The 25,867-nt window shown below is 72.2% G+C and carries 24 protein-coding genes; 8 read left to right on the top strand and 16 right to left on the bottom strand.

The features are described from left to right. Positions 1–16 precede the first annotated feature (16 nt). Together cseB and cseC are read left to right on the top strand one after the other, a co-directional pair. A complete protein-coding gene (gene cseB / locus ACZ619_RS10495; protein ID WP_469596699.1) occupies positions 17–721 on the top strand; it encodes a two-component system response regulator CseB in 705 nt (234 codons plus the stop codon). A gap of 11 nt (positions 722–732) precedes the next feature. Further along, entirely contained in the window at positions 733–2,085 is a 1,353-nt protein-coding gene (gene cseC / locus ACZ619_RS10490; RefSeq protein WP_469596696.1) for a two-component system sensor histidine kinase CseC, read from the top strand. A gap of 39 nt (positions 2,086–2,124) precedes the next feature. On the opposite strand, the gene ACZ619_RS10485 is transcribed toward cseC, so the two are convergent. Continuing rightward, entirely contained in the window at positions 2,125–2,991 is an 867-nt protein-coding gene (locus tag ACZ619_RS10485) for a class I SAM-dependent methyltransferase (RefSeq protein ID WP_469596693.1), read from the bottom strand. A gap of 133 nt (positions 2,992–3,124) precedes the next feature. Continuing rightward, positions 3,125–4,711 (bottom strand): MDR family MFS transporter, encoded by a 1,587-nt coding sequence (locus ACZ619_RS10480; protein ID WP_469596690.1) that lies wholly within the window; start codon positions 4,709–4,711, stop codon positions 3,125–3,127. Positions 4,712–4,882: 171 nt separating this feature from the next. On the opposite strand from ACZ619_RS10480, the gene ACZ619_RS10475 reads away from it, so the two are divergent. Further along, on the top strand, positions 4,883–5,479 hold the full coding sequence (locus ACZ619_RS10475; protein WP_469596687.1) for a TetR/AcrR family transcriptional regulator: 597 nt from the start codon (positions 4,883–4,885) through the stop codon (positions 5,477–5,479). Between the two features lie 20 nt (positions 5,480–5,499). Here ACZ619_RS10475 and ACZ619_RS10470 read toward each other — a convergent pair whose 3' ends face one another. Continuing rightward, positions 5,500–6,051 carry a M23 family metallopeptidase gene (locus tag ACZ619_RS10470; protein WP_469596685.1) on the bottom strand — a complete coding sequence of 184 codons (552 nt, stop codon included), beginning with the start codon at positions 6,049–6,051 and terminating at the stop codon, positions 5,500–5,502. A gap of 482 nt (positions 6,052–6,533) precedes the next feature. Between ACZ619_RS10470 and ACZ619_RS10465 the strand changes: the two genes are divergently transcribed. Both ACZ619_RS10465 and ACZ619_RS10460 read left to right on the top strand, forming a co-directional pair. Then, positions 6,534–7,136: an HAD family acid phosphatase gene (locus tag ACZ619_RS10465; RefSeq protein WP_469596682.1), complete on the top strand. Its 603-nt coding sequence runs from the start codon at positions 6,534–6,536 to the stop codon at positions 7,134–7,136. Between the two features lie 47 nt (positions 7,137–7,183). Further along, complete coding sequence (locus ACZ619_RS10460) at positions 7,184–10,240, top strand: NACHT domain-containing protein (RefSeq protein WP_469596679.1); 3,057 nt, start codon at positions 7,184–7,186, stop codon at positions 10,238–10,240. 64 nt (positions 10,241–10,304) lie between these two features. Here the strand turns inward: ACZ619_RS10460 and ACZ619_RS10455 are convergent, their stop codons facing one another. Further along, positions 10,305–12,830, bottom strand: coding sequence for an ATP-dependent Clp protease ATP-binding subunit (locus ACZ619_RS10455; protein WP_469596677.1), 2,526 nt, complete (start codon positions 12,828–12,830; stop codon positions 10,305–10,307). 441 nt (positions 12,831–13,271) lie between these two features. On the opposite strand from ACZ619_RS10455, the gene ACZ619_RS10450 reads away from it, so the two are divergent. Continuing rightward, positions 13,272–13,979 carry an SCO3374 family protein gene (locus tag ACZ619_RS10450; RefSeq protein ID WP_469596674.1) on the top strand — a complete coding sequence of 236 codons (708 nt, stop codon included), beginning with the start codon at positions 13,272–13,274 and terminating at the stop codon, positions 13,977–13,979. Here the strand turns inward: ACZ619_RS10450 and ACZ619_RS10445 are convergent. The 10 genes from ACZ619_RS10445 to ACZ619_RS10400 form a co-directional block, all read right to left on the bottom strand. Next, positions 13,958–14,293: a histone-like nucleoid-structuring protein Lsr2 gene (locus ACZ619_RS10445; protein ID WP_046730878.1), complete on the bottom strand. Its 336-nt coding sequence runs from the start codon at positions 14,291–14,293 to the stop codon at positions 13,958–13,960. The two genes, ACZ619_RS10450 and ACZ619_RS10445, sit on opposite strands and share 22 nt — an antisense overlap. Positions 14,294–14,563: 270 nt before the next feature. After that, a complete protein-coding gene (locus ACZ619_RS10440) occupies positions 14,564–15,097 on the bottom strand; it encodes an amino-acid N-acetyltransferase (RefSeq protein ID WP_469596672.1) in 534 nt (177 codons plus the stop codon). 9 nt (positions 15,098–15,106) lie between these two features. Then, positions 15,107–15,523 (bottom strand): BlaI/MecI/CopY family transcriptional regulator, encoded by a 417-nt coding sequence (locus ACZ619_RS10435; protein WP_469596669.1) that lies wholly within the window; start codon positions 15,521–15,523, stop codon positions 15,107–15,109. A 154-nt stretch (positions 15,524–15,677) separates the two neighbouring features. Next, positions 15,678–15,857 (bottom strand): hypothetical protein, encoded by a 180-nt coding sequence (locus ACZ619_RS10430; protein ID WP_469596668.1) that lies wholly within the window; start codon positions 15,855–15,857, stop codon positions 15,678–15,680. Positions 15,858–15,939: 82 nt separating this feature from the next. Further along, positions 15,940–16,545, bottom strand: coding sequence for a hypothetical protein (locus ACZ619_RS10425; protein ID WP_469596775.1), 606 nt, complete (start codon positions 16,543–16,545; stop codon positions 15,940–15,942). 176 nt (positions 16,546–16,721) lie between these two features. Beyond that, on the bottom strand, positions 16,722–17,519 hold the full coding sequence (locus ACZ619_RS10420) for a type III pantothenate kinase (RefSeq protein WP_469596666.1): 798 nt from the start codon (positions 17,517–17,519) through the stop codon (positions 16,722–16,724). 4 nt (positions 17,520–17,523) lie between these two features. Further along, a complete protein-coding gene (gene nadC, locus ACZ619_RS10415; protein ID WP_469596665.1) occupies positions 17,524–18,501 on the bottom strand; it encodes a carboxylating nicotinate-nucleotide diphosphorylase in 978 nt (325 codons plus the stop codon). A 5-nt stretch (positions 18,502–18,506) separates the two neighbouring features. Then, the gene (locus tag ACZ619_RS10410) at positions 18,507–20,252 is read right to left on the bottom strand and encodes an L-aspartate oxidase (RefSeq protein WP_469596663.1); all 1,746 of its coding nucleotides are present in this window, start codon (positions 20,250–20,252) and stop codon (positions 18,507–18,509) included. Beyond that, positions 20,249–21,250, bottom strand: a complete 1,002-nt coding sequence (gene panC / locus ACZ619_RS10405; protein WP_469596660.1) for a pantoate--beta-alanine ligase — start codon at positions 21,248–21,250, stop codon at positions 20,249–20,251. Before panC ends, ACZ619_RS10410 begins: the two co-directional genes overlap by 4 nt. Beyond that, complete coding sequence (locus tag ACZ619_RS10400) at positions 21,247–22,194, bottom strand: Rossmann-like and DUF2520 domain-containing protein (protein WP_469596658.1); 948 nt, start codon at positions 22,192–22,194, stop codon at positions 21,247–21,249. Before ACZ619_RS10400 ends, panC begins: the two co-directional genes overlap by 4 nt. Positions 22,195–22,477: 283 nt before the next feature. Here ACZ619_RS10400 and ACZ619_RS10395 point away from each other — a divergent pair, with 283 nt between their 5' ends. Continuing rightward, positions 22,478–23,671, top strand: coding sequence for a threonine aldolase family protein (locus ACZ619_RS10395; protein ID WP_469596656.1), 1,194 nt, complete (start codon positions 22,478–22,480; stop codon positions 23,669–23,671). Here ACZ619_RS10395 and ACZ619_RS10390 read toward each other — a convergent pair. Then, complete coding sequence (locus ACZ619_RS10390) at positions 23,668–23,874, bottom strand: hypothetical protein (RefSeq protein ID WP_469596654.1); 207 nt, start codon at positions 23,872–23,874, stop codon at positions 23,668–23,670. The two genes, ACZ619_RS10395 and ACZ619_RS10390, sit on opposite strands and share 4 nt — an antisense overlap. A 100-nt stretch (positions 23,875–23,974) precedes the next feature. Between ACZ619_RS10390 and ACZ619_RS10385 the strand changes: the two genes are divergently transcribed. Next, a complete protein-coding gene (locus tag ACZ619_RS10385; RefSeq protein ID WP_469596651.1) occupies positions 23,975–25,075 on the top strand; it encodes a DUF5937 family protein in 1,101 nt (366 codons plus the stop codon). Between the two features lie 95 nt (positions 25,076–25,170). On the opposite strand, the gene ACZ619_RS10380 is transcribed toward ACZ619_RS10385, so the two are convergent. Next, positions 25,171–25,845 (bottom strand): response regulator, encoded by a 675-nt coding sequence (locus ACZ619_RS10380; protein WP_469596649.1) that lies wholly within the window; start codon positions 25,843–25,845, stop codon positions 25,171–25,173. Positions 25,846–25,867: the final 22 nt, after the last annotated feature.

Genomic DNA, 25,867 nt, shown 5'->3' with positions numbered 1-25,867 from the left:
ACACGAGAGAGCCGGGATGGCAGACCAGACCCACGTCCTGTTCGTCGAGGACGACGACGTCATCCGCGAGGCCACCCAGCTGGCCCTGGAGCGGGACGGCTTCGCGGTGACCGCCATGCCCGACGGGCTGTCGGGCCTGGCGGCGTTCCGGGCCGACCGGCCCGACATCGCCCTGCTGGACGTGATGGTGCCGGGCCTGGACGGGGTGAGCCTGTGCCGGCGCATCCGCGACGAGTCCACCGTGCCGGTGATCATGCTGTCGGCGCGCGCCGACTCGATCGACGTGGTGCTGGGCCTGGAGGCGGGCGCCGACGACTACGTCACCAAGCCGTTCGACGGCGCCGTGCTGGTCGCCCGGATCCGGGCGGTGCTGCGGCGCTTCGGGCACGCGAGCGGCGGCGAGAAGCCGCACGCGGACGTGGCCGAGGTCTCCGGCGGGGTCCTGACCTTCGGCGAGCTGGAGATCGACACCGAGGGCATGGAGGTGCGCCGGTCCGGGCAGCCGGTCGCGCTCACCCCGACCGAGATGCGGCTGCTCCTGGAGTTCTCCTCGGCGCCGGGGACCGTGCTCTCCCGCGACAAGCTGCTCGAACGCGTCTGGGACTACGGCTGGGGCGGCGACACCCGGGTCGTGGACGTCCATGTGCAGCGGCTGCGGACGAAGATCGGCCAGGACCGGATCGAGACGGTCCGCGGTTTCGGCTACAAGTTGAAGGCCTGAGCGAGGCGGTCATGCGGGGGTTCTCCAGCCGGTACAGGGGTCCGGGACTGCGCACCGGACTCAGATGGAAGCTGAGCGCGGCGATCGCACTGGTCGGCGCGCTGGTCGCGATCGCGCTGAGCCTGGTGGTGCACAACGCCGCCCGGGTCTCGATGCTGGACAACGCCCGCGACCTGGCCAACGAACGGCTGCAGATCGCCCAGCGCAACTACGAGCTGTACGGCAGGGCCAACTTCCCGGACGTCAAGGTCAACGACCCGCGGCTGCCGGACGCCCTGCGCGACAAGGTCGAGGCGGGCCGCCGGGCGACCGACGTCATCGACCTCGGCGGCGGCCCGCCGGACATCTGGGCGGCGGTGCAGGCCAAGGACGGCCGTGTGCTCTCCCTGCACGGCTCCTTCCCGAACCGCAGCAGCAACGTGCTCAAGGACCTCGACCAGGCGCTGGTCATCGGCTCCATCGCGGTCGTCCTCGGCGGCAGCGCGCTCGGCGTGCTGATCGGCGGGCAGCTCTCGCGGCGGCTGCGCAAGGCGGCGGCCGCGGCCAACCAGGTCGCCCAGGGCGAGCCGGACGTACGGGTCCGGGAGGCCATCGGCGGGGTCGTCCGGGACGAGACCGACGACCTGGCGCGCGCGGTGGACGCCATGGCGGACGCGTTGCAGCAGCGTCTGGAGGCGGAGCGGCGGGTGACCGCGGACATCGCGCACGAGCTGCGGACGCCGGTGACGGGGCTGCTCACGGCGGCCGAACTGCTCCCGCCGGGCCGCCCGACCGAGCTGGTGCTGGACCGGGCGAAGGCGATGCGCACCCTCGTCGAGGACGTCCTGGAGGTGGCCCGGCTCGACAGCGCGTCCGAGCGGGCCGAGTTGCAGGACATCATGCTGGGCGAGTTCGTCTCCCGGCGGGTGGCCGCGAAGGACCCGGAGATCGAGGTGCGGGTGGTGCACGAGTCGGAGGTGACCACCGACCCGCGCCGGCTGGAGCGGGTGCTGTTCAACCTGCTCGCCAACGCGGCACGGCACGGCAGGCCGCCGGTCGAGGTGACCGTGGAGGGCCGGGTCATCCGGGTCCGCGACCACGGCCCCGGCTTCCCCGAGAAGCTCCTCGCCGAGGGACCGAGCCGCTTTCGCACCGGCAGCGAGGACCGCGCCGGCCAGGGCCACGGGCTGGGCCTGACCATCGCGGCCGGCCAGGCCCGGGTGCTGGGCGCCCGCCTGACCTTCCGCAACGTACGCCCGGTGGGCGCGCCCGCGCACATCCCGGCGGAGGGCGCGGTAGCCGTCCTCTGGCTCCCCGAACACGCCCCGACGGCCACCGGCAGCTACCCCATGCTTCCCACCCCGCCCCAGCGGAAGGACCGCTGAGGGGCAGGGACAGGGGCAGGGCGGGCAGGGCCTGGGAAGTCAGGTGTGGGCCAGCAGGATTTCTTCGCCCCGGGAGGGGCGGAGTCCGTCCGTGCGGTGGGGGAAGTAGCGGTCGGCGAGTTCCTCCGCGGACACGTGCCGGGTCTCACCGAAGCCGGCCGCCGCGGCCAGCGCCGTGATCCGCTCGGGCGTGTGGAAGCTGAGGAAGGGCGTGCCCGCGGCCCGCGCGCCCCGCACGGCCGCCCGCAGTTGCTCGCGCTGCTCCGGCTCTACCTCCTCGACCGGCCGCAGGAACGTCGTGACCAGCGTCGATCCCGGAGCCAGCCCGGCGATGCGGCGGAGCGTCGCGGCGATGGCGTCCTCGGTGAGGTACATGATGACCCCGGTGGAGGCGACCACGGCCGGCCGCCCCGGATCGAACCCGGCGTCCACCAGCTGCCCCCACCAGTCCCCCTCGAAGTCCACCGGCACCAGCCGCAGCGGCCCCGGCACCCCGTACCCCAGCTCGGTCAGCCGCCGCCGCTTCCACGCCACGGCCCCGGCCCGGTCCGCCTCGAACACCCGCAGCCCGGTCGCGGCGATGTCGTCGGCCCGGCGCTGCGCGAACGTGTCGAGCCCGGCGCCGAGCACGACGTACTGGTCCACCCCGCGCCCGGCCTCCGCCACCACCAGGTCCTCGACGAACCGCGCCCGGGCCACGATGGACGCCCGGATCCGCCGGGTGGCCTCGACGTCCATGTCCGGCCGCCCCCGCCAGTCGTCCCCGGCCTCCGGCCCGGCGAGCCGCAGCCCGACCTCGTCCTCGACGACGTACGGCGGCGCGTCGGCGGCCCGGTGCAGCGCCCGCCACAGCGCGACCCGTACGGCGGTGTGATCGGGGCGGTCGCCCCCGGTGGCCTCGGACATGTCCAGAACTCCTTCGAGAGGTCGGGTTCCGTGCTGCGCCCGGTCGACGGGTACCGGATGCCGTTGTCGCCGAAGCGGGGCCCGGGAGCTGTCAGCTCCCGGGCCCCGTGCGTCGTTCAGGCGGGCGGCCGGCTCAGACGGCCTCGACCACCTGCATCGGCGCCGCCTCGTCCGCGTCCGACTTCTGGGCCCCGCCCCGCAGCGGGATCTCCTTCACGAACAGCGCCGCCACCAGCACCACCACGGCGATCGCCGCGCCGAGCAGGAACGCCGAGTGGGTGCCGGCCGACACCGCGTGCTGGTACGCCTCGCGCACCGCGGCCGGCAGCTTCGCCAGGCTCGCCGCGTCCAGCTGGGCCGACTGCTCGGTGACCTTGGAGCCGAGCGAACCGGCCCGCTCGGACATGACGTCCTTGACCCGGTCGTTGAAGAGCGCGCCCATGATGGCGACACCGAACGAGGAGCCGAGCGTACGGAACAGGGTGGTGGAGGAGGACGCGACGCCCATGTCCCGCATCTCCACGCTGTTCTGCGCGACCAGCATGGTGATCTGCATCAGGCAGCCCATGCCGAGGCCGACGACCGCCATGAACACGCCCGAGGTGAGGCGGGAGGTCCCGGTGTCCATGGTGGACAGCAGGTACAGCCCGACGACCATGAGCGCGCCGCCCGCGATGGGGAACATCTTGTAGCGACCGCTGTTGGTGGTCACCCGCCCGGCGACCATCGAGGTCACCAGCATCGCGCCGAGCATCGGGAGCAGCAGCAGGCCGGAGTTGGTCGCGGACGCGCCCTGCACGGACTGCTGGTAGAGCGGCAGGAACAGCGTGGCGCCGAACATCACGAAGCCGGTGATGAAGCCGATGACCGACATCAGGGTGAAGTTGCGGCTGCGGAAGATGTGCAGCGGCAGGACCGGCTCGGCGGCCTTGGTCTGCCAGTAGACGAACCCGACCAGGGCGACGACGCCGATGGCGATCAGTTCCATGATCCGCGCGGACGTCCAGGCGTACTCGGAGCCGCCCCAGGTGGTGACCAGCACGATCGAGGTGATGCCGAGGGTCAGCAGCCCGGCGCCGAGGTAGTCGATGCGGGACTTGTTCCGCTTCCTCGGCAGGTGCAGGACGGCGCTGATGGCGGCCAGCGCGATCACGCCGAGCGGCAGGTTGATGTAGAAGGCCCAGCGCCAGCCCCAGTTGTCGGTGATGGTGCCGCCGACCAGCGGGCCGCCGATCATGGCGAGCGCCATGACGCCGGCCATCATGCCCTGGTACTTGCCGCGCTCGCGGGGCGGCACGAGGTCACCGATGATCGCCATGACGCCGACCATCAGACCGCCGGCACCGAGTCCCTGGACGGCCCGGAACCCGATCAGCTCGCCCATGTTCTGGGCCATGCCGCTGAGCGCGGAGCCGACCAGGAAGATGACGATGGAGGTCATGAAGGCGCCCTTGCGCCCGTACATGTCGCCGAGCTTGCCCCAGAGCGGGGTGGACGCGGCGGTCGCCAGGGTGTAGCCGGTCACCACCCACGACAGGTGCTCCAGGCCGCCCAGCTCGCCGACGATGGTCGGCATCGCCGTACCGACGATCATATTGTCGAGCATCGCGAGCATCATCGCGATCATGAGCGCGAGCAGTACGACTCGTATGCTCCTCGGCTGTTTCTCCGGTGTGTCCGCCGCTGTCAGGCCGGTACCGGCCGCCTGGGTGTCCGCCATCTCTCCCACTCCCCTTGGCGACCGCTACTTACTTGCCGCCCGGCTAGTTCGTTACACTGGGAAAGGTAGACCTGCCACTAGCCGGTCGTCAAGTAAGTTAATGGGGCGGGCGCCCACGCCGTCCGCCGAGCGGCCGAGCGGCGATTTCGCGGGAGTGCGAGGAGTAAGAGGATGGGCGTCACCATGGACGGCACCAAGCAGCAGCGGCGGGGCAACACCCGGCAGCGCATCCAGGACGTTGCCCTCGAACTCTTCGCCGAGCAGGGCTACGAGAAGACCTCCCTGCGGGAGATCGCCGAGCACCTGGACGTGACCAAGGCGGCCCTGTACTACCACTTCAAGACCAAGGAAGAGATCCTGGTCAGCGTCTTCGAGGACCTGACGCAGCCGATCCAGGACCTGATCGAGTGGGGCAGGGAGCAGCCGCACACCCTGGAGACCAAGCAGGAGATCATACGGCGCTACAGCCAGGCGCTGGCCGGCGCCGAACCACTGTTCCGGTTCATGCAGGAGAACCAGGCGACGGTCCGGGAACTGCGGATCGGCGACTCGTTCAAGGACCGCATGAGCGGCCTGCGGAACATCATCATCGACCCGGACGCGGACCTGACCGATCAGGTCCGCTGCGTGAGCGCGCTGTTCACGCTGCACGCCGGCATGTTCGTCATGCATGACGTCGAAAGCGACCCCCAGAAGCGGCGCGAGGCCGTTCTGGAGGTCGCCGTGGACCTGATCACCCAGGCCCACCGGGGCTCGCACCCCGACTAGAGCCAGGGTTCACACCCCGCTCAGACGGTCACACCCTTGGCGCGCAGGAAGGCGACGGGGTCGATCGCGGAGCCGTAGTTGGGGGTCGTACGGATCTCGAAGTGCAGGTGCGGGCCGGAGGAGTTGCCGGTGTTGCCGGACAGGGCTATGTGCTGTCCGGTCCTGACGACCTGGCCGGCCTTGACGTCGATCCGGGACAGGTGCGCGTACTGCGAGTACTGGCCGTTGGCGTGCTTGATGACGACGGCGTTGCCGTACGCGGGGCCGTCGCCGGCGCCGTTGCCGCCGGTCTTGACGACGGTGCCGCCGTGCGCGGCGACGACCTCGGTGCCGCTCGGCACGGCGAAGTCCTGACCGCTGTGCTTGGCGGTCCACATGCCGCCGGCCTGGTTGAAGGTCGCGGAGAGCGTGTACTTCTTCACCGGGTCGACCCAGGCGGCGGCGCTCGGCGCGGCGGCCGACGCGACCCCCGACCCCACCACGGCCGCCACTCCGACACCGGCGGCCAGGACAGCGGCCCGCTTGCGGAGCGAGGACGTACGGGGGGCACGGAGAGTGGCGCGCAGGGACATCAGAACCTCATGGGCTAGGGAACAGGGAGGCCTTCCGGCGTACCGGCCCGACACGGGCCGCCCACCGGATGGCGCATCCCTTGGTAACCCGCCGACCCGCACCGGCTCAAACACCTCACCTACGAAGGTTCCTAGTAAGAAGTTCGGAAATTGACCCTTTCTTGACACACCTTGCCCTGTTCGGGCAAACCGACCCCGACGTCGGCACCTGAGGCGGAGCGCCGCCCCGAACCCCCCGCCCTCCCCCGCCACACGAATCCACTATCTCCACTAGTAACCGACATTTCACCCGTGCGGTATGTCACCCGCGCCGCCCCTCCGGACCACTTCCGGACCCCCTCCGGGCTCCCCCGCCCCTCTTCCCGGCGCACACCCCTAGCGCCCTACCCGTCGGTAACCCTACGGTTCCCCTCGCGCCACCTGCCTCACTCATCATGCCCCTGACACAGGTACCGCCCGGACGTGAGAGGACACCCCCACCGATGACCGCAAGCTCCTGGACCCGCCGACTGACCGTCACCGCCGTCTCCGTGGCCACGCTGGCCGGGACGGCCGCACCGGCCCGGGCCGCGGCGGAGAGCGGCTCCACCACGGTCGACCACGCCACCTGGCAGCAGGACTGCCAGTCCGTGATGGACCAGGCGCTGCCCTACCTCAAGAGCCGCGTCGCCGCCGCAGCGCCGGGCGAGAAGCAGGCGATCGTCTTCGACATCGACAACACCACGCTGGAGACCGACTACGGCTTCAGCTACCCCCAGCCGGCCAACAAGCCGGTCCTGGAGGTGGCCAGGTACGCCCAGGAGCACGGCGTCGCCCTGTTCTTCGTCACCGCCCGGCCGGGCATCCTCTACCTGCCCACCGAGTACAACCTGACGTACGACGGCTACCAGGTCTCCGGCCTCTACGTGCGCGGCCTCCTCGACCTCTTCAAGGACGTCGCCGCCTACAAGACCGCCCAGCGCGCCGGCATCGAGAACAGGGGCTACGACATCATCGCGAACATCGGCAACAGCGCCTCCGACCTCTCCGGCGGCCACGCCGACAAGACCTTCAAGCTGCCGGACTACGACGGCCAGCTGTCGTGACCCGCCGCTAGGCTCCATCCGTTCGCTGAGATCACGGGGGTGGGCGGATGGAGCCGACGGTACTGGGCGGCAAGCTGGCGTCGAGCCTGATGGGCCCGCTGCTGAGACGGCTGTTCGCGGCCGACGGCCCGGGCGCGGGACTGGTGGACAGGCCGGTACGGCTGAAGAGCCTGGTGTCCTTCCGCGGCGAGAAGCGCGCGCTGGTCGAGCAGGACGTGCACAAGCTCGCCGAGCACCTGGTCCGGCAGGCGGTCGACTCCCCCGGCGAGCCGCCGTTCCGGGCCGACGAACAGCCCGCCGTCGCCCACGCCCTCGCCCGCCGCCTCCTCGCCCTCGGCGACCTGGACATGGACGACGTCCAGGCGGTGCGGCTGGGCCACCGGGAACTGGCCGGGAAGCTGCGGGGCCGGGCCCCCGCGGCCGACGGCCTCTCCGCCGACGCCGGCCACTTCCTCGACACCGCCACGGAGTGGGCCTGCCTCCAGATCCTGGAGTTCTTCACCCGCCGCTCCACCTTCGTGGCCCGCACCCTGGTGGAGCAGACCCGCTCCCAGGCCGAGCTGATCGCCAGGATCGACGAGCTGATCGCCCGCACGCCCCGCCCCGACGCCCGCGACACGGCCTTCGAACGCCGGTACCGCTCCCACGTCGCCGAACACCACGACCACCTCACCATCTACGGCATCGACCTGCGCGACTCCCCCGACCGCTGGCCGCTGGAGGTCGCCTACCTGAGCCTGGAGGCGACGGCCGCCGAGGAGCCCGGCCACCGGCCGGACACCGACGGGCTCGCCCCCGTCACCCGCCGGCTCCCGGCCGAGGAGGCCCTGCGCGGCGACGGCCGCGTACTGCTGCGCGGCGACGCGGGTTCCGGCAAGACCACGCTGGTCCAGTGGCTCGCGGTGACCGCCGCGGGCACCGGCGAGCGCGTCCCGTACGTCCTGCCCCTGCGCACCCTGGTCCGCGCGGGCGCACTGCCCGCCCCCGCCGCCTTCCTGACCGCCTCCGGCTGCCCGTACGCGCCCCCCGAGGGCTGGACCGAGCGCGTCCTGTCCGCGGGCCGGGGCCTGGTCCTCGTCGACGGCCTCGACGAGATCCCGGCGGCGGACCGCCGTCGCGCCCGTGACTGGCTCCTCGGCCTGATCCGCGCCTTCCCGGGCAACCGCTGGCTGCTGACCTCCCGCCCCACCGCCGTACGCCCCGGCTGGCTCGCCACGGAGGGCTTTCGCGAACTGGCGCTGGCTCCCATGCGCCGCGAGGACGTGTCGACCTTCGTCCACCGCTGGCACACCGCGGCCGGGGCCCCCGGGCTGGAGGGCCCGCTCCTCGACTCCCTCCGCACCAAACGCGACCTGGCCCGCCTCGCCACCAACCCCCTGATGTGCGGCCTGATCTGCGCCCTGCACCGGGAGCGCCGGGGCTACCTCCCCACAGGCCGCAAGGAGTTGTACGACGCCGCCCTGGCCATGCTCCTGACCCGCCGGGACCGGGAGCGGGGCATGGGGGCGGTGGACGAGGCGGAGCTGGGCGAGGAGGTGCAGCTGGAACTCCTCCAGCGCCTGGCCTACGCCCTGGTGCTGAGCGGCCGCACGGAGATGGACGTGGAGACGGCCGAGGGGATCGTGGAGCGCCGCCTGCCGTCGCTCGCGCTCTCGGGAGGCCGGCCGGACGCGCCGGCCGTGCTGCGCACCCTGCTGCTGCGCAGCGGCCTGGTCCGGCAACCGGCCGACGGTGTCATGGACTTCGTCCACCGCACCTTCCAGGACTATCTGGGCGCGCGGTACGCGGTCGAGGAGGGCCACCTGGACGTCCTCGCGAGCCACGCGGCCGACAGCCAGTGGGAGGACGTGATCCGCATGGCGGTGGCCCACGCCCGTCCGGGCGAACGCGCCTCGCTCCTACGGCGTCTACTGGCCCACGGCACCCCGCGGCTGACCCTGCTGGCCCTGGCCTGCCTGGAGCACGCGACGGCGCTGGACCCGGGCGTGCGGGCCGAGGTCGAACAACGGGCGGCTGACCTGATCCCGCCGCGTACGAAGGACGACGCGAAACTCCTGGCGCAGGCCGGTCCGTTGGTGCTGGAGCTGCTCCCGGGCCCGGCGGGGCTGACCGACGCGGAGGCCCTGGGCGTCACGGTGACGGCCTCGGTACTGGGCGCGGAGGAGCCGACGGGAGCACTGGGCGTGCTGCGCCGGTTCCGGCACCACCCGGACTTGGACGTCCGACGGCAACTGGTCGGCACCTGGGGGCGGTTCGACACCGAGGAGTACGCCAGGGAGGTGCTCGACGGCCTGGATCGCGGGCAGCTCTTCCTGACCTGCGAGTCGGACGAGCAGCTGGCGGCACTGCCCCGGATGCGACCCTGGGAGTGCCTCGACCTGCGCGGTGAACGCCGGGGCGAGGAGATCCACCTCGCGGTCCCGGCACCCGAGGCGGTGACGGCCCTACAGGTGCGCGACAACCCTCTGCTCCTGGACCTCGGCGCCCTTCTGCCGTTCGCCTCTCTCAACAGCCTGACATTGCTGAGCTGTCCGGCCGCGCGCGGTCTGGCCGCCCTCTCGGAGCTTCCTCTCACCTTTCTCAACTGCGCGGGGATACCGGATCTGACCGGTCTCGGATCGCTGCGCACCCTTGAGCGGCTCTGGCTCCAGCAGGAGATCCCCGCCGGGAGTCTCACCGACCTGCTGCCTCTCGATGCCCCGCTGAAAGCCCTGTTCCTGGCCCACGACAGCACCAGGCGCACCGGTCTGCGCGGGCTGCGGCACTGGACGAGTCTGACAAAGCTGGAGCTCTACTCGCTCAGGGCACCGCTGACAGCCGACGACTGGCAATCCCTGGCCGCGCTCCCGGAGCTGAACGACGTCTCCCTCGATGTGTCGATCGTCAGTGGCCACCCGGAGTCCGTCGAGGCCATGCCCGAGCTGCCGGGGATCGAGACCCTCTTCCTCTCGGTGCTGGACGGGCACGAGGATCTCTCCGTCCTGGCCTCCCGGCTGCCGGGCCTTCGTCAGGTGATCCTGACCGGCCACGCCCACCTGAACCTCTCCGCCGACCCCTACGCCCCCCTCTTCCCGGACGCCACCGTCACCATGACCTCGTTCTGAGCAACGCGAAGGGGCCGGTGCTCCGAAGAGCGCCGGCCCCTTTCTCAGGCGTGACCGCTGAGGGTTACGCCTCCTTGCTCAGGTTGGGGCCCGCTCCGCCGGCCGCCTGCTCGATCGGCGGGACGTCGGGGAGGGAGGACTTCTCCTCGCCGCGGAAGGTGAAGGTCGCGGTGTCGCCCTCGCCCTCCGTGTCGACGACCACGATGTGACCGGGGCGCAGCTCACCGAAGAGGATCTTCTCCGACAGCGTGTCCTCGATCTCGCGCTGGATCGTGCGACGCAGCGGACGCGCGCCCAGCACCGGGTCGTAGCCCTTCTTGGACAGCAGCTCCTTGGCGGACTGGGAGAGCTCGATGCCCATGTCCCGGTCCTTGAGGCGCTCGTCCACCTTGCTGATCATCAGGTCGACGATCCGCAGGATGTCCTCCTGCGTCAGCTGCGGGAAGACGACCACGTCGTCGACGCGGTTGAGGAACTCGGGGCGGAAGTGCTGCTTGAGCTCGTCCGAGACCTTGTTCTTCATGCGCTCGTAGTTGGACTTGGTGTCCCCCGTGGCCGCGAAGCCCAGGTTGAAGCCCTTGGAGATGTCCCGGGTGCCGAGGTTGGTCGTCATGATGATGACCGTGTTCTTGAAGTCCACGACCCGGCCCTGGGAGTCGGTCAGGCGACCGTCCTCCAGGATCTGCAGCAGCGAGTTGAAGATGTCCGGGTGGGCCTTCTCGACCTCGTCGAAGAGGACGACGGAGAACGGCTTGCGGCGGACCTTCTCGGTCAGCTGGCCGCCCTCCTCGTAGCCCACGTAGCCGGGGGGCGAACCGAAGAGACGCGACACCGTGTGCTTCTCGCTGAACTCCGACATGTCGAGGGAGATCAGTGCGTCCTCGTCACCGAAGAGGAACTCGGCGAGGGCCTTGGACAGCTCGGTCTTACCGACACCGGACGGGCCGGCGAAGATGAACGAGCCACCGGGGCGCTTCGGGTCCTTCAGACCGGCACGCGTACGGCGGATCGCCTTCGACAGCGCCTTGACGGCGTCGACCTGGCCGATGACCCGCTTGTGGAGCTCGTCCTCCATGCGCAGCAGGCGGGAGGACTCCTCCTCGGTCAGCTTGAAGACCGGGATGCCGGTGGCCGTGGCGAGGACCTCGGCGATCAGCTCGCCGTCGACCTCGGCGACGACGTCCATGTCGCCGGCCTTCCACTCCTTCTCGCGCTTGGCCTTGGCGGCCAGGAGCTGCTTCTCCTTGTCGCGGAGGGAGGCGGCCTTCTCGAAGTCCTGCGAGTCGATCGCGGACTCCTTGTCCCGGCGGACGGCGGCGATCTTCTCGTCGAACTCGCGCAGGTCCGGCGGCGCGGTCATCCGGCGGATGCGCATCCGGGAACCGGCCTCGTCGATCAGGTCGATCGCCTTGTCCGGCAGGAAGCGGTCCGAGATGTAGCGGTCGGCCAGGGTGGCGGCCTGGACCAGCGCCTCGTCCGTGATGGAGACCCGGTGGTGGGCCTCGTACCGGTCACGCAGACCCTTGAGGATCTCGATCGTGTGCGGCAGGGACGGCTCGGCGACCTGGATGGGCTGGAAGCGGCGCTCCAGGGCCGCGTCCTTCTCCAGGTGCTTGCGGTACTCGTCCAGGGTGGTGGCACCGATGGTCTGCAGCTCACCGCGGGCCAGCATGGGCTTCAGGATGGAGGCAGCGTCGATGGCGCCCTCGGCGGCACCCGCACCGACCAGCGTGTGGAGCTCGTCGATGAACAGGATGATGTCGCCGCGGGTGCGGATCTCCTTGAGCACCTTCTTCAGGCGCTCCTCGAAGTCACCGCGGTAGCGGGAGCCGGCGACCAGGGCGCCGAGGTCGAGGGTGTAGAGGTGCTTGTCCTTGAGGGTCTCGGGCACCTCGCCCTTGACGATGGCCTGCGCGAGGCCCTCGACGACGGCGGTCTTGCCGACGCCGGGCTCACCGATCAGGACCGGGTTGTTCTTGGTGCGGCGGGACAGCACCTGCATGACCCGCTCGATCTCCTTCTCGCGCCCGATGACCGGGTCGAGCTTGGACTCACGAGCGGCCTGGGTGAGGTTCCGGCCGAACTGGTCGAGGACCAGGGACGTCGAGGGGGTGCCCTCGGCAGGGCCGCCCGCGGTGGCGGTCTCCTTGCCCTGGTAGCCGGAGAGCAGCTGGATGACCTGCTGCCGCACCCGGTTGAGATCGGCGCCCAGCTTGACCAGGACCTGGGCGGCGACGCCCTCGCCCTCCCGGATCAGGCCGAGCAGGATGTGCTCCGTGCCGATGTAGTTGTGACCCAGCTGAAGGGCCTCCCGGAGCGACAGCTCCAGGACCTTCTTGGCACGGGGGGTGAAGGGGATGTGCCCGGACGGGGCCTGCTGGCCCTGGCCGATGATCTCCTCCACCTGCTGGCGGACCGCCTCGAGCGAAATCCCGAGGCTCTCAAGGGCCTTGGCGGCGACACCCTCACCCTCGTGGATCAGGCCCAGGAGGATGTGCTCGGTGCCGATGTAGTTGTGGTTGAGCATCCGGGCTTCTTCCTGAGCCAGGACGACAACCCGCCGCGCGCGGTCGGTGAACCTCTCGAACATCGTTAATCGCTCCTCAGAGCGGTCAGGCAGTGGGGGGAACTTCCCCTCCCTGTCCTTCCGCAGCTTAGTCCCGCAAGCGGGGACCGCTCATTCCAACTGCCGACACCGGACCGAGAACCAACACTGCCTCCTGACCCCGAACGCCGACATCTGCTCCAACCCGATGGTGCGAGACGATGTTCCCGCAGGCCAGGCAGTTACCCCTTCCGCCAGTACGCCGATGGCGAACGTGAGACGCCCTCGCCCGCGTGTCGCCCCCTCCCACTAGGGATGTCTTACCCGCTCGCACGGACAGTCCATGCCGTGAGCCCCCGATCCCTCCGCTACGGGCGAACAACCTTGCGTCTCTCCGGACCCTCGTACGCACCCTTTTCCGGCACACTGCGCATTCGCACGGACACCCAGCGTAACTCGGGCGGGGTCGGGGCGGTTGCACTCGGCATGGCTGGCACAGTCCCGTTGGCTGCTTCCACGGTCCCCCACCCCCGTCGTCCGCCCGGTTCCGGCTCCGACGGCGGTTCCGCTTCCGCCGTCGCGCCGGACGGCCGGCGCTCGGGCCGGCTCCGGCACTGGTACGAGAACGATCTGGGCTGGGCGACCGTGCCCGCCGCGCCCGGAGAACCGTTGCTGCTGGTCACGGGCGTGCGTTTCGACGTACTGGACGTGCCGGCCGAGGCGGGAGCGCGGGCGCTGCGGCACCTGGGGGCGGGCTCTCCGGTGGCGGTGCGGGGCGACCGGATGCGGCTGCTGGTGGCGGCGGGCAGCGCGGAGGAGCTGCCGGGGCTGCTGGCCTGGCTGGAGTGGGGTGCGCTGGCCCTGGATCTGCGGGCGCTGGGCGCTCAGGGCCGGATGGAGGCCCCGGCGCGGCCCGAGCCGGTCTGCACGGCCGCCGCCCGGCCGCTCCCGTGCGGCGGGCAGGGCGATGTGTCCCCCGTTGGTCCCGTGCAGGGGGTCGCCCTCTGGTTGCGACCCCCCGAGCCGGGGTGCGAGGTCGAGGCCTCGCTGCCGACGCTGTCGGCCTCGGGGGGCGTTGGGGGCGCCCCCGATCTCGTGCGACTGGTGGACACGGTGGCCACCGAGTGTCACCGCGTCCGCCTGCGGCGCGCGGGCCGCGGACCGGAGAACGGTCAGGCGTTGGCGTCCTCGTAGGCCTGGCGGATCGTCGCCGGGACACGGCCGCGGTCGTTGACCTCGTAGCCGTTCTCCTTGGCCCATGCACGGATCTGCGCGGTGTCCTGGCTGCCGCCGGAGGCCGCACGGGCCTTTCCGCGTCCGCCCGAAGCGCGGCCACCGGTGCGACGGCCACCCTTGACATAAGGGTCGAGAAGACCGCGCAGCTTGTCCGCATTGGCGGTCGTGAGATCGATCTCGTAAGTCTTGCCGTCCAGCGCGAACGTGACGGTCTCGTCCGCCTCGCCGCCGTCGAGGTCGTCGACAAGAAGGACCTGAACCTTCTGTGCCACCGGATTTCCTTTCATCGATAACTTCAGGGCCGGGGGTCCGCGGCGCCCGCCGTTTCGCCGCCCCCCTGTTATATGCAGTACTGCAGTACGTCGGAAAGCAAACCGCTTTTGCGGGAAAAACACAAACCCCCGGGAGAGACCGAGGGGGCTGCTCCCGCCCGGAAACATGCGCGTTTCGGACATAGGGCACCTGGGCAAGGCGGGGTGCCCGAAATAGCGGGCAGATCCCCGCTCATCTCTGCCCCGATCCCTCTTGACGAACCGCGGCGATCACAGATGCAGAAGCATCCGGCTGTTGCCCAAGGTGTTCGGTTTCACTCGTTCGAGTCCGAGGAACTCCGCGACACCCTCGTCATAGGAACGCAACAGCTCCGCGTAGACATCGGTGTCGACAGGCGTCTCGCCGATCTCCACGAAGCCGTGCTTCGCGAAGAAGTCGACTTCGAAGGTCAGACAGAAAACCCGGCGAACACCGAGCCAACGCGCGGTCTCCAGCAACTTCTCCAGCAACTGATGACCGACACCGGCACCCTTGAGGCCGGGCTTCACGCCGAGAGTGCGCACTTCGGCGAGGTCTTCCCACATCACGTGCAGGGCGCCGCAGCCGACCACCTCGGCGTTGTCGTCGCGTTCCGCGACCCAGAACTCCTGGATGTCCTCGTAAAGGGTCACCATGGCTTTGTCGAGCAGGATGCGGTCGCGGACGTACGCGTCAAGGAGGCGGCGCACGGCCGGGACATCGCTGGTCCGGGCCCGCCGGACGGTGATGGCTTTTGCGGTGACTTCGGGACGCATCGCTGACATGAGCGGACGCTATCGCCCGCCGCGATCCGCCACCGAGCCGGGGTTCTCCTCTTCCCGTTCGGGCCGTTCCGGGGTTTCCGGGCCCTGCACGATGCGTACGGCGTCTCTGAGGGCCTGGCGCTGTTCGTCGCTCATCATCCCGAAGAAGGCGACGAGTGCGGCGGCCGGGTTGTCGCTCTGGGACCACGCGTCGTTCATGAGGGCGGCGGCGTAGGCGGCCCGGGTGGAGACGGCCTCATATCGATAGGCGCGCCCTTCGGCCTCCCGCCGCACCCAGCCCTTCTGATGGAGATTGTCCAAAACGGTCATCACCGTGGTGTACGCGATGGACCGTTCCTGCTGAAGGTCTTCCAGGACTTCTCGAACCGTCACCGGGCGGTTCCACTTCCACACCCGCGTCATGACGGCGTCTTCGAGTTCTCCCAATGGGCGAGGCACAGCTCAGAACAATAGTGGGAGATCTCGCCAATCGCGTGCCGGACGTGCACTTTCGCCACCAAAGGCGATCAAAAAGGGCGTACGGCCCGCACGGCACGGGTGACCGTGCGGCGGGCCGTACGCCCTGAGGGGTCCTGCGGGATCAGGCGTCGCCGGCGGTGGGGGCCTGCCGGGCACTCTCCGCGCGCGCGAGGGCGGCGTCGACGGCGGCGTCCTCCTTGGCCTTGGCCGCGCCGCCCTGGGTCTTCACGATCACCCGGACCAGGCCGATGAAGAAGACGGCCATGACGACCGGGGGAACGAGCGCGGAGACGTAGTCCATGGGTCCAGGGTAGCCACGGGGCACCGGGCGAATGGGGCGGGGTGGGCGAACCCCGCCACAACGCCCGCGAGCTGCCGCTTTCTCAGCCGGCGGCGAGTTGCTGCGGAGGCGGGGCGGGGCGGCGCCGGGGGAAGACCTCGCCCGGGGTCGGGATCGGCCGCTTCGGCGCGGCGGGCTCGGGGGCCGCGGGCCGCGGGGCCGGCCGCTCGGCGGGCTTCTCGCGCGGCTCCTTCTCCGGCTCCTGCGCCACACCGCCCGGCAGGGCCGTCAGCCGGGCCCTGGAGACCGGAACGGCGGGCGCCGGTACCCGGCGAGCCCCCTGGGCGAGCCGGGCCCGCACATCGCGCTCGGCGAGGTCCTGGCACCGGTCGAGCAGTGCGGCGGCGCCGGCGTTGCCGCGCAGCGCCCGCAGCGCGGCGAGATCGTCCGGCGTGGGCCGGTGTCCGGCGGCCAGCGCCTCCTCCAGAAGGGTGAGGTAGCCGGCCGCGGTGCCCGGCAGTGCCTCGCGGTACCGGGCGAGATCGGCCACCAGGAAGGCGCGCAGCCGGGCCCCCTCGCGCATCGCCTCGTCGAGCGACTCGGCCAGCCGATGACAGTCCTTGACGTCCTCGGCGGAGGCGGGACCGGGATGGAGGGCGAGGGCGAGAGCACGGCGGAGCACACGCAGCTCCTCCGCACCGAACGCCATGCCGCCGCGGGATCCGTAGGGCGTGGGCATGGACCGAAGATACGCGTAAATCAGACAAACTCGACATAGCGGATGGGGTGTGGCGTCCGCCGTCCACCCGCTCAGCCCTCACACCGGAGGAGGCACGGGGGCGGCGGAGGCGGGAGACCCGCCCCGCGCCGCGCCCCGCCCGCGGCTCACGCCCGCGACACGTTCCGCTCGTACACCAGGCGGAGCCCGACCAGGGTCAGCCACGGCTCGTGCTCGTCGATCACCGAGGACTCCCCCAGCACCATCGGCGCCAGCCCGCCCGTCGCGATCACCGTCACGTCGTCCGGGTCGTCGGCGAGTTCCCGTGCCATCCGGCCGACGACCCCGTCGACCTGCCCGGCGAACCCGTACACGATGCCCGCCTGCATGGCCTCCACCGTGTTCTTCCCGATCACGCTCCGCGGCCGCGCCACCTCGATCTTCCGCAGCTGCGCGCCCTTGACGCCCAGCGCCTCCACGGAGATCTCGATACCGGGCGCGATCACACCGCCGACGTACTCCCCGCGCGCGGACACCGCGTCGAAGGTGGTGGCCGTACCGAAGTCGACGACGATCGCCGGGCCGCCGAACATCTCGACGGCCGCGACCGCGTTGATGATCCGGTCGGCGCCGACCTCCTTGGGGTTGTCGGTGAGGATCGGCACGCCGGTCTTGACCCCCGGCTCCACCAGCACCGCCGGCACGTCGCCGTAGTAGCGCCGCGTGACCTCGCGCAGCTCGTGCAGCACGGACGGCACGGTCGCGCAGATCGCGATGCCGTCGATGCCGTCGCCGAGCTCGTCGCCGAGCAGCGGGTGCATGCCCATCAGGCCCTGGAGGAGCACCGCCAGTTCGTCGGCGGTACGCCGGGCGTCCGTGGAGATGCGCCAGTGCTCGACGATGTCCTCGCCGTCGAAGAGGCCGAGGACGGTGTGTGTGTTGCCGACGTCGATCGTGAGGAGCATGAGGTCACTCCGCCTGGCGCAGATCCAGGCCGATGTCCAGGATCGGCGAGGAGTGGGTGAGGGCGCCGACGGCCAGGAAGTCCACGCCGGTGTCGGCGTAGGCCCGCGCGTTGTCCAGGGTGAGCCGCCCGGACGCCTCCAGCAGCGCGCGCCCGTCGACGATCGCGACGGCCTCCTCGCACTCCATCGGCGTGAAGTTGTCCAGCAGGATCAGGTCGGCGCCCGCGTCGACGACCTCGCGCAGCTGGTGCAGCGTGTCGACCTCGACCTCGATCGCCAGGTCCGGGAAGGCCTCCCGGACGGCCTTGAAGGCCTGGGCGACGCCACCGGCGGCGACCACGTGGTTGTCCTTCACCAGGGCCGCGTCCGAGAGGGACAGGCGGTGGTTGACGCCACCGCCGGCGCGCACCGCGAACTTCTCCAGGGAGCGCAGCCCCGGGGTGGTCTTGCGCGTGTCACGCACGCGTGCCCGCGTGCCCTCCAGCGCGTCCGCCCACGCGCGCGTGGCGGTCGCGATGCCGGAGAGCCGGCACAGCACGTTCAGCGCGCTGCGCTCGGCGGTGAGCAGGTCGCGGGTGCGCGTGGTGATCGACAGCAGCGGCTGCCCGGCCTCGACCCGGTCGCCGTCCTCGACGTGCCGTTCGACCTCGAACTCGTCCGTGCAGACCACGGAGACCACGGCCTCGGCGACCCTGAGCCCCGCGACGACGCCCGCCTCGCGCGCGACGAAGTCGGCGGTCGCCACGGCCTCCTCGGGGATCGTCGCGACGGTCGTCACGTCCAGGCCGCCCGACAGGTCCTCCTGGACGGCCACGTTGGCGATGTCCTCGACCTCGACGGGGTCGAGTCCGGCGGCGGCCAGCAGCTCGGCGAGCGCGGGGTCCAGCCCGCACTCCAGGTACTCCTGCTCGCCGTCGGCCCCACAGGCACAGCCGTCGCCGCAGCCACCGCCGTCGGCGAGGGGAAGGTCGTTGGTGCTCACGTCTGTCACTGCTCCTGTGCTGGCTGATGCGGCCGGGTAGGGGGGAAGTCTGCGGTGTCGGTGGTGCGCACGGCCAGCGAACGGTCCGGATTGAGCCGTACGACGATGTGGCGGCGCCACGCGGTGTCGTCGCGGTCCGCGTGGTCCTCGCGCCAGTGGCAGCCGCGGGTCTCCTCGCGGCGCCGGGCCGCCTCGACCAGCACGCGCGCGACGCACAGGAGGTTGGTGGCCTCCCAGGTGTCCACGCCGGGCTCGGCGGTCTTGCCGTTCTCGTCCAGGGCGTCACGGGCCTCGGTGTGCAGCCGCTGGAGCTGCTCGGCCGCCCTGCGCAGGGACGCGTCGGAGCGCAGGACGCCGGCGCCGTCGGCCATGATCCGCTGGATGGCGAACCGCGCCTCGGCGGCCTGCAACGGGTGCGCGGGCCTGCCGGGGTCCGGGACCGGGACGGGCACGCGCGCGTGGAGGCCGCCACGGGCCCGGGCGGCCGTGATGTCGTCGGCGATGGCCTCGGCGTAGACGAGACCTTCGAGGAGCGAGTTGGACGCGAGCCGGTTGGCGCCGTGCACGCCGGTGCAGGCGACCTCGCCGCACGCGTACAGGCCGGGCACGGTCGTCCGCCCCCGCGCGTCGGTGCGCACGCCGCCGGAGGCGTAGTGGGCGGCCGGGGCTATCGGGATGGGCTCGGTGACCGGGTCGATGCCGTTGGCCCGGCAGGCGGCCAGGATGGTCGGGAAGCGGTGCTCCCACATGTCGGCGCCGAAGTGCCGGGCGTCGAGGTACATGTGCTCGGCGGCCCGCTCCTGCATCCGCCGCATGATGCCCTTGGCGACGATGTCCCGGGGCGCCAGCTCGGCCAGCTCGTGCTGTCCCACCATGAAGCGCACGCCGTCCGCGTCGACCAGGTGCGCGCCCTCGCCGCGCACCGCCTCGGAGACCAGCGGCTGCTGGCCCTCCGCCTCCGGGCCGAGGAACAGCACGGTCGGGTGGAACTGGACGAATTCGAGGTCGCTGACCTCGGCACCCGCGCGCAGCGCCAGCGCCACGCCGTCGCCGGTGGACACCGAGGGGTTGGTGGTCGCGGAGAACACCTGGCCCATGCCGCCGGTCGCGAGGACGACCGCGGGGGCGTACACGGCGCCCACGCCGTCGTGCTGGCCCTCGCCCATCACGTGCAGGGTCACACCGGCCGTACGGCCCTGCGCGTCGGTCAGCAGGTCCAGCACGAGCGCGTTCTCGATCGCGCGCAGGCCACGCGCGCGCACCGCCTCCACGAGGGCCCGGGAGACCTCGGCGCCGGTGGCGTCGCCGCCCGCGTGCGCGATCCGGCGCCGGTGGTGGCCGCCCTCGCGGGTGAGGTCCAGTCCGCCCCCGGAGGACTCGTCGAAGACGGCGCCGGTGTCGATGAGCCGCCGTACCGCGCCGGGGCCCTCGGTGACGAGGATCCGTACCGCGTCCTCGTCGCACAGGCCGACGCCGGCCACCAGGGTGTCCCCGAGGTGCTGCTCGGGGGTGTCGCCCTCGCCGAGGGCCGCGGCGATGCCGCCCTGCGCCCAGCGGGTGGAGCCGTCGTCCAGGCGGGCCTTGGTGACGACGACCGTGCTGAGCCCGGCCGCCTCGCAGCGCAGGGCCGCGGTCAGGCCGGCCACCCCGGACCCGACGACGACCACGTCGGCGGAGATGCTCCAGCCCGGGGCGGGGGCGTGCAGCCGTATGCCGGTGCTGGTGCCTGTGCTGGTGCCTGTGCTGGTCACGAGGCGGCTCCGAGGGTTCCGAAGGTGAGGTGGAGGTTGTCGATCAGCCGGGTCGTCCCGACCCGGGCGGCGACGGCGAGGACGGCCTCTCCGCTGAAGTCGTCGTCGATCTCGGTGAAGTCGGAGGGGTCGACCAGCGCGAGGTAGTCCAGCCGGAGCGGCGGGTCGTGGCGGGCCGCCTCGTCCAGGACGGTCCGCGCGGCCGCGCGGACGGCCGCGGCGGCGTTCGGCACGGCCTTGGCGACCGCGTGCGCGTCGGCTGCCGCGCGGGACTCCCCTATGGCGCTGAGCGCCTCGGCACGCGCCCGTGTGGAGGGCACCTCGCGCGCCCGCGCGCGCAGCGCCTCCTGCGCCGCGTGCCGGTCGCGGCCCGCGAACAGCGCGCGGGACAGCGCGAGCGCCGTGCGCCGCTCGCCGGGCGACAGGTAGCGGTTGCGGCTGGAGAGCGCGAGTCCGTCGTCCTCGCGCACCGTGGGTACGCCGACGATCTCGACGCCGAAGTTCAGGTCCCGCACCATGCGCCGGATCACGGCCAGCTGCTGGGCGTCCTTCTGCCCGAACAGGGCCACGTCGGGGCGGGTGAGGTGAAGCAGCTTGGCGACGACCGTGAGGACGCCGTCGAAGTGCCCGGGCCGCGAGGCGCCCTCCAGCAGGGTGCCCATGGGGCCGGCGGTGATCCGGACCTGGGGGCGGCCGCCGGGGTAGACCTCGTCCGCGGAGGGGGCGAAGACGGCGTCCGCGCCCGCCTGCTCGGCGATCTTCAGGTCGGCTTCCAGGGTGCGCGGGTAGCGGTCGAGGTCCTCGCCCGCGCCGAACTGGAGCGGGTTCACGAAGACCGTGACGACGACCTCGCCGTCCGGGCCCGCGATCTCGCGCGCGGTGCGGATCAGGGTGGCGTGGCCCTCGTGCAGGGCGCCCATGGTCATCACGACGGCCCGGCGGCCGCGGCGCACGCGCGCGTGCAGTTCGTCGGCGGTGTGCAGCAGGGCGGTGCTCATCGGGCGTTCCCCTCGGGGCCGTGGGTGCCGTTCACGCCGTCGGCGCCGTTCGCGAGGACGCCGAGGAGGTCCTCGGCGAGTTCCGGCTTCAGCAGGCCGTGCGCGAGCGCGCGGTCGGCGGTGGCGCGGGCCATGGCCAGGTAGCCGTCGACGGCCTGCGGGGCGTGCCTGCGCAGCTCCGTGACGTGCGCGGCGACGGTGCCCGCGTCCCCGCGCGCGACCGGCCCGGTCAGCGCCGCGTCGCCGGAGCGCAGGGCGTTGTCCAGGGCGGCGCCGAGCAGCGGGCCGAGCATCCGGTCGGGGGCCTCGACTCCGGCGGTGCGCAGCAGTTCCATCGACTGGGCGACCAGGGTGACCAGGTGGTTGGCGCCGAGCGCGAGGGCCGCGTGGTAGAGCGGGCGGTTCTCCTCGGCGACCCACTCCGGCTCGCCGCCCATCTCGATGACGAGCGCCTCGGCGGCCAGCCGCAGCTCCTCGGGCGCGGTGACCCCGAACGAGCAGCCCGCCAGCCGCTGGACGTCCACCGGGGTCCCGGTGAACGTCATCGCCGGGTGCAGGGCGAGCGGCAGCGCGCCCGCGCGCAGGGCCGGGTCCAGCACCCTGGCGCCGTACCGCCCTGAGGTGTGCACGAGCAGCTGGCCGGGCCGGACGGCGCCGGTCTCGGCGAGGCCCGTCACCAGGCCGGGCAGGGCGTCGTCGGGGACGGTCAGCAGGACCAGGTCGGCGCGCTGGAGGACCTCGGCGGGGGGTACCAGCGGGACGCCGGGGAGCATCGTCTCGGCGCGGCGCCGGGAGGTGTCGGAGACTCCGGAGACGGCCACCGGGCGGTGTCCCGCGAGTTGCAGGGACGCGGCGAGCGCGGGGCCCACCCGGCCGGCGCCGACGACGCCGACGGTGAGCCGCGCGGGGCGGTCACTGAGGTCTGGCTGTTGGACTGTACTCACGCGACGGTGGCCTTCCCGTTCCAGTCCGCTCTGGGTACCGGACGATTTCTCGTCATGTTAACGCTATCGGGTTCGGCCCCAGTTGGCTGTCCACAGGCTGTGGGTGACGGGTCACATCGCCGGGACGCACCCGGGGCGGCGGCCGGAGGCCGGACGGAGCGTGGGCCGCCGGGGGCCGGACGGCACACGAGTCGCGCGGGGGCCCGGACGGCGCGTGGGCCGCGCGGGGGTCTGACGGAAAATGCGGGGCCCCGGGGCGACGCGCCACGGCATCATCCACCGCATGAGCGACGACACAGCGACGACCACACCCCAGGACGAGCAGCAGACCGACCCGCTCCCGGCGGAACAGCTGATGCGGGAACGCCGCGCGGCCGCCTACCGGAAGGCCGACCGCCTCCTCGCGCGCACGGGCCTGCGCGCCTCGCTGCGCGAACGGCTCGCGTGGCTCCAGGAGGCGGCACCCGACGTCCACGACCTGGACGAACCGGCGGACATCTACGGCAACGGGATCGTCGAGGCCCTGGAGAAACGCGTCGCCTCCCTGCTGGGAACCGAGGCGGCCGTGTTCTTCCCGACCGGCACGATGGCCCAGCAGGTGGCCCTGCGCTGCTGGGCGGGCCGCACCGGCAACCCGACGGTCGCCCTGCACCCCCTCGCCCACCCCGAGGTCCACGAGCGCGACGCCTTCCGCGAGGTCGCCGGCCTGCGCACGGTCCACGTCACCGGCGAGCCCCGGCTCCCCACCGCCCAGGAGATACGCGACGTGGCCGAGCCCTTCGGGGCGCTGATGCTGGAGCTGCCGCTGAGGGACGCCGGTTTCGTGCTGCCGTCCTGGGAGGAGCTCACGGAGACCGTGGAGGCGGCGCGGGAGCGCGACGCGGTGGTGCACTTCGACGGCGCGCGCCTGTGGGAGTCCACCGTCCACTTCGGGCGCCCCCTGCACGAGATCGCGGGCCTCGCGGACAGCGTCTACGTGTCGTTCTACAAGTCCCTCGACGGCTTCGGCGGCGCCGTGCTGGCCGGTCCGGCGCCGCTGGCCGAGGAGGCGCGGACCTGGCGCCACCGCTACGGCGGAGCGGTCTTCCAGCAGTTCCCGACGGTGCTCGCGGCCCTGGCCGGCCTGGAGCGGGAACTGCCGCGGCTCCCGGACTACGTCCGCCACGCGCGCGTGGTCGCCGCCGGCCTGCGCGAGGGTTTCGCCGCGGCGGGCGTCCCCTGGGCCCGCGTCCATCCCGAGGAGCCGCACACCCACGAGTTCCAGGTCTGGCTGCCGTACACCCCCGAGGTGCTGATGGAGACGGCGGTCCGGCAGGCCGAGGAGACCGGCACCTACCTCTTCCCCGGCTTCTGGGAGGCGAAGGGTCCGGGCCTGGCCATGAGCGAGGTGACGGTGGCCGGGTCGGGCCTGGAGTGGACCGCGGCGGACGTGCGGGCGGCGGTCGCGGACTTCGCGGAGCGACTGCCCCGGCCCTAGGACGCGCCGAGGCGCGCCCAGCGGCTCACCGCGTCGCGGATCCGCCCCCGTGCCGGGCGTCCGGCGACGACCGTGCGGAAGCGCCGGTAGTCGCGTATCTCCCGGGCCGGCCGCGCGCTGCCCGTGCCGGGCGCGGGCGGCGCGGGCTCGTCGTGCAGCCGGGCACGGTAGGTGTCGAGAAGGTGCTGCTGAACGATGCTCATGCCGACCCAGCCTGCGCCGCCTGCGCCCCGAAGTCGCGTCGATTGACGGCCGTCGTCAATCGGCGGGGGCGTTGTCGGTGGCGGGGTGCACGATGGGGACATGAGCGTACGTATCGACATCGCGGGGCTGCGGCCGGAGAGGGTCACGGTCGTGCCCTCGCCGCTGGCCGAGCTCGGCATGGCGCTGCACGCGCTGTCGGAGCCCGGGCACCATCCGGGCCTGCAGGCCTGGGTGACCGGCGTGACCGCCCGGCTGGAGCCGCATCTGGCCGACCGGATGTGCGAGGCGGACTTCCTGTGGCGGTCGACGTTCTCGGACCTGTTCCTGCCGTACGCGGCCGTTCCCGGCGCCGTCCCGGCCGGCACGTTCGCCGAGGAGCTCGACCAGCTGGACAAGCTGACGGACGAGCAGTTCGTGGACGCGGGTCTGGAGTTCACCTGCGCCCAGTCGTACGGCACCCAGGCGCCGCCCCTCCTGTCGGACCCCGCCGTGCGGCGGCGGGCGCTGGACGTGGCGGCCTCGCGCGGTCCGCAGCAGGTGCGCTTCGCCCGGCGGCTGCTGGACGATCCGCCGAGCGTGCGCGCGTGGCTGCGCCGGTTCCTGGAGGACTGCGCCGAGGCGTTCTTCGACGAGGCCTGGGCGCGGCTGCGCCACCAGCTGGCGGCCGACGCCCGGCACAAGACGGAGCTGCTGCGGCGCAAGGGGCTGGCCGAGGCCATGGCCGCGGTCTCGCCCTCCGTGGTGCTGGACGAGGCGGCCGCACGGATCACCGTGGACAAGCTCACCGACGGTCACGCCACGGCCGACGCCGACGGCCTGCTGCTGGTCCCCACGAGCCTGGGCCGGCCCCATCTGATGGTGCTGCACCGCTACGGCTGGCAGCCGGTGCTGCACTACCCGGTCGGCTCGCCGGAGCTGGCCCCGCCCGCGTCGGTGGAGGAGCTCACGCTGCGGATGGCGGCGCTGTCCCATCCCGTGCGGATGCGGCTGTGCCGGTATCTGGCGCGCAGCGCGTACACCACCAGTGAGCTGGCGCAGGTGCACGGCATGTCGGCGCCCGAGGTCTCCCGGCACCTCGGGGTGCTCAAGAAGGCGGGCCTGGTCTCCACGCGCCGCCGCGGGCGGTACGTGCTGCACCAGCTGGACGTCACGGTCGTCGCCCGGCTGGGCAGCGACTTCCTGGAAGGGATACTCCGCTAGGGCCGCCGGGTCCGCCCGGCACCGGCCCGGCCCCCGCTCAGGCCACCCGACCCCCACCCGGCCCCCGCCGGGCCGCCCCGGCCGCACGGGCTCCGTCAGCCGTGGCCGCCGCCCGCCCGCACCAGCCCGGTCTCGTACGCCAGGACGACCACCTGGACCCGGTCCCGCAGCCCGAGCTTGGTCAGGATGCGGCCGACGTGGGTCTTCACGGTCGCCTCGGACAGCACCAGCCGGCCGGCGATCTCGCCGTTCGACAGGCCCTGCGCGACCAGCACCATGACCTCGCGCTCGCGGTCGGTGAGCCGCTCCAGCTCCTGGTGCCGGGGCTCCTTGCCGGCGGACGGCAGCATCGGCGCGAAGCGGTCGAGCAGCCGCCGGGTGGTGGAGGGCGCCACGACGGCGTCGCCGCTGTGCACGGAGCGGATCGCGGCGAGCAGCTCGCCCGGCGGCACGTCCTTGAGCATGAAGCCGCAGGCGCCCGCCTTCAGGCCGGAGAAGGCGTACTCGTCGAGGTCGAAGGTGGTCAGGATGAGCACCTTCGGCGGGTCCGGCTCCAGGCAGATGCGGCGCGTGGTCTCGACGCCGTCCAGCTTGGGCATGCGGACGTCCATCAGCACGACGTCCACGTCGGCGCCCTTCAGCACCTGGAGGGCCTCGACGCCGTCGCCCGCCTCCGCGACGACCTCCATGTCCGGCTGGGCGGCGAGCACCATCCGGAACCCGGTGCGCAGCAGCACCTGGTCGTCGACGAGCATCACGCGGATCGTCATCGGGTCCTCTTCCGTTTCCGTT

The sequence above is a fragment of the Streptomyces sp. NPDC104367 genome, from assembly GCF_055583825.1.
The sequence above is the reverse complement of the archived record's forward strand: the minus strand, read 5'-3'. Positions and strand labels throughout refer to the sequence as shown.

Excerpts from the sequence above, each read along its gene's own strand:
- cseB (WP_469596699.1), top strand. The coding sequence starts at position 17 with ATGGCAGACCAGACCCACGTCCTGTTCGTCGAGGACGACGACGTCATC.
- cseC (WP_469596696.1), top strand. The coding sequence starts at position 733 with ATGCGGGGGTTCTCCAGCCGGTACAGGGGTCCGGGACTGCGCACCGGA.
- ACZ619_RS10485 (WP_469596693.1), bottom strand. The coding sequence starts at position 2,991 with ATGTCCGAGGCCACCGGGGGCGACCGCCCCGATCACACCGCCGTACGG.
- ACZ619_RS10480 (WP_469596690.1), bottom strand. The coding sequence starts at position 4,711 with ATGGCGGACACCCAGGCGGCCGGTACCGGCCTGACAGCGGCGGACACA.
- ACZ619_RS10475 (WP_469596687.1), top strand. The coding sequence starts at position 4,883 with ATGGGCGTCACCATGGACGGCACCAAGCAGCAGCGGCGGGGCAACACC.
- ACZ619_RS10470 (WP_469596685.1), bottom strand. The coding sequence starts at position 6,051 with ATGTCCCTGCGCGCCACTCTCCGTGCCCCCCGTACGTCCTCGCTCCGC.
- ACZ619_RS10465 (WP_469596682.1), top strand. The coding sequence starts at position 6,534 with ATGACCGCAAGCTCCTGGACCCGCCGACTGACCGTCACCGCCGTCTCC.
- ACZ619_RS10460 (WP_469596679.1), top strand. The coding sequence starts at position 7,184 with ATGGAGCCGACGGTACTGGGCGGCAAGCTGGCGTCGAGCCTGATGGGC.
- ACZ619_RS10455 (WP_469596677.1), bottom strand. The coding sequence starts at position 12,830 with ATGTTCGAGAGGTTCACCGACCGCGCGCGGCGGGTTGTCGTCCTGGCT.
- ACZ619_RS10450 (WP_469596674.1), top strand. The coding sequence starts at position 13,272 with ATGGCTGGCACAGTCCCGTTGGCTGCTTCCACGGTCCCCCACCCCCGT.
- ACZ619_RS10440 (WP_469596672.1), bottom strand. The coding sequence starts at position 15,097 with ATGTCAGCGATGCGTCCCGAAGTCACCGCAAAAGCCATCACCGTCCGG.
- ACZ619_RS10430 (WP_469596668.1), bottom strand. The coding sequence starts at position 15,857 with ATGGACTACGTCTCCGCGCTCGTTCCCCCGGTCGTCATGGCCGTCTTC.
- ACZ619_RS10425 (WP_469596775.1), bottom strand. The coding sequence starts at position 16,545 with ATGGCGTTCGGTGCGGAGGAGCTGCGTGTGCTCCGCCGTGCTCTCGCC.
- ACZ619_RS10420 (WP_469596666.1), bottom strand. The coding sequence starts at position 17,519 with ATGCTCCTCACGATCGACGTCGGCAACACACACACCGTCCTCGGCCTC.
- panC (WP_469596660.1), bottom strand. The coding sequence starts at position 21,250 with ATGAGCACCGCCCTGCTGCACACCGCCGACGAACTGCACGCGCGCGTG.
- ACZ619_RS10395 (WP_469596656.1), top strand. The coding sequence starts at position 22,478 with ATGAGCGACGACACAGCGACGACCACACCCCAGGACGAGCAGCAGACC.
- ACZ619_RS10390 (WP_469596654.1), bottom strand. The coding sequence starts at position 23,874 with ATGAGCATCGTTCAGCAGCACCTTCTCGACACCTACCGTGCCCGGCTG.
- ACZ619_RS10385 (WP_469596651.1), top strand. The coding sequence starts at position 23,975 with ATGAGCGTACGTATCGACATCGCGGGGCTGCGGCCGGAGAGGGTCACG.
- ACZ619_RS10380 (WP_469596649.1), bottom strand. The coding sequence starts at position 25,845 with ATGACGATCCGCGTGATGCTCGTCGACGACCAGGTGCTGCTGCGCACC.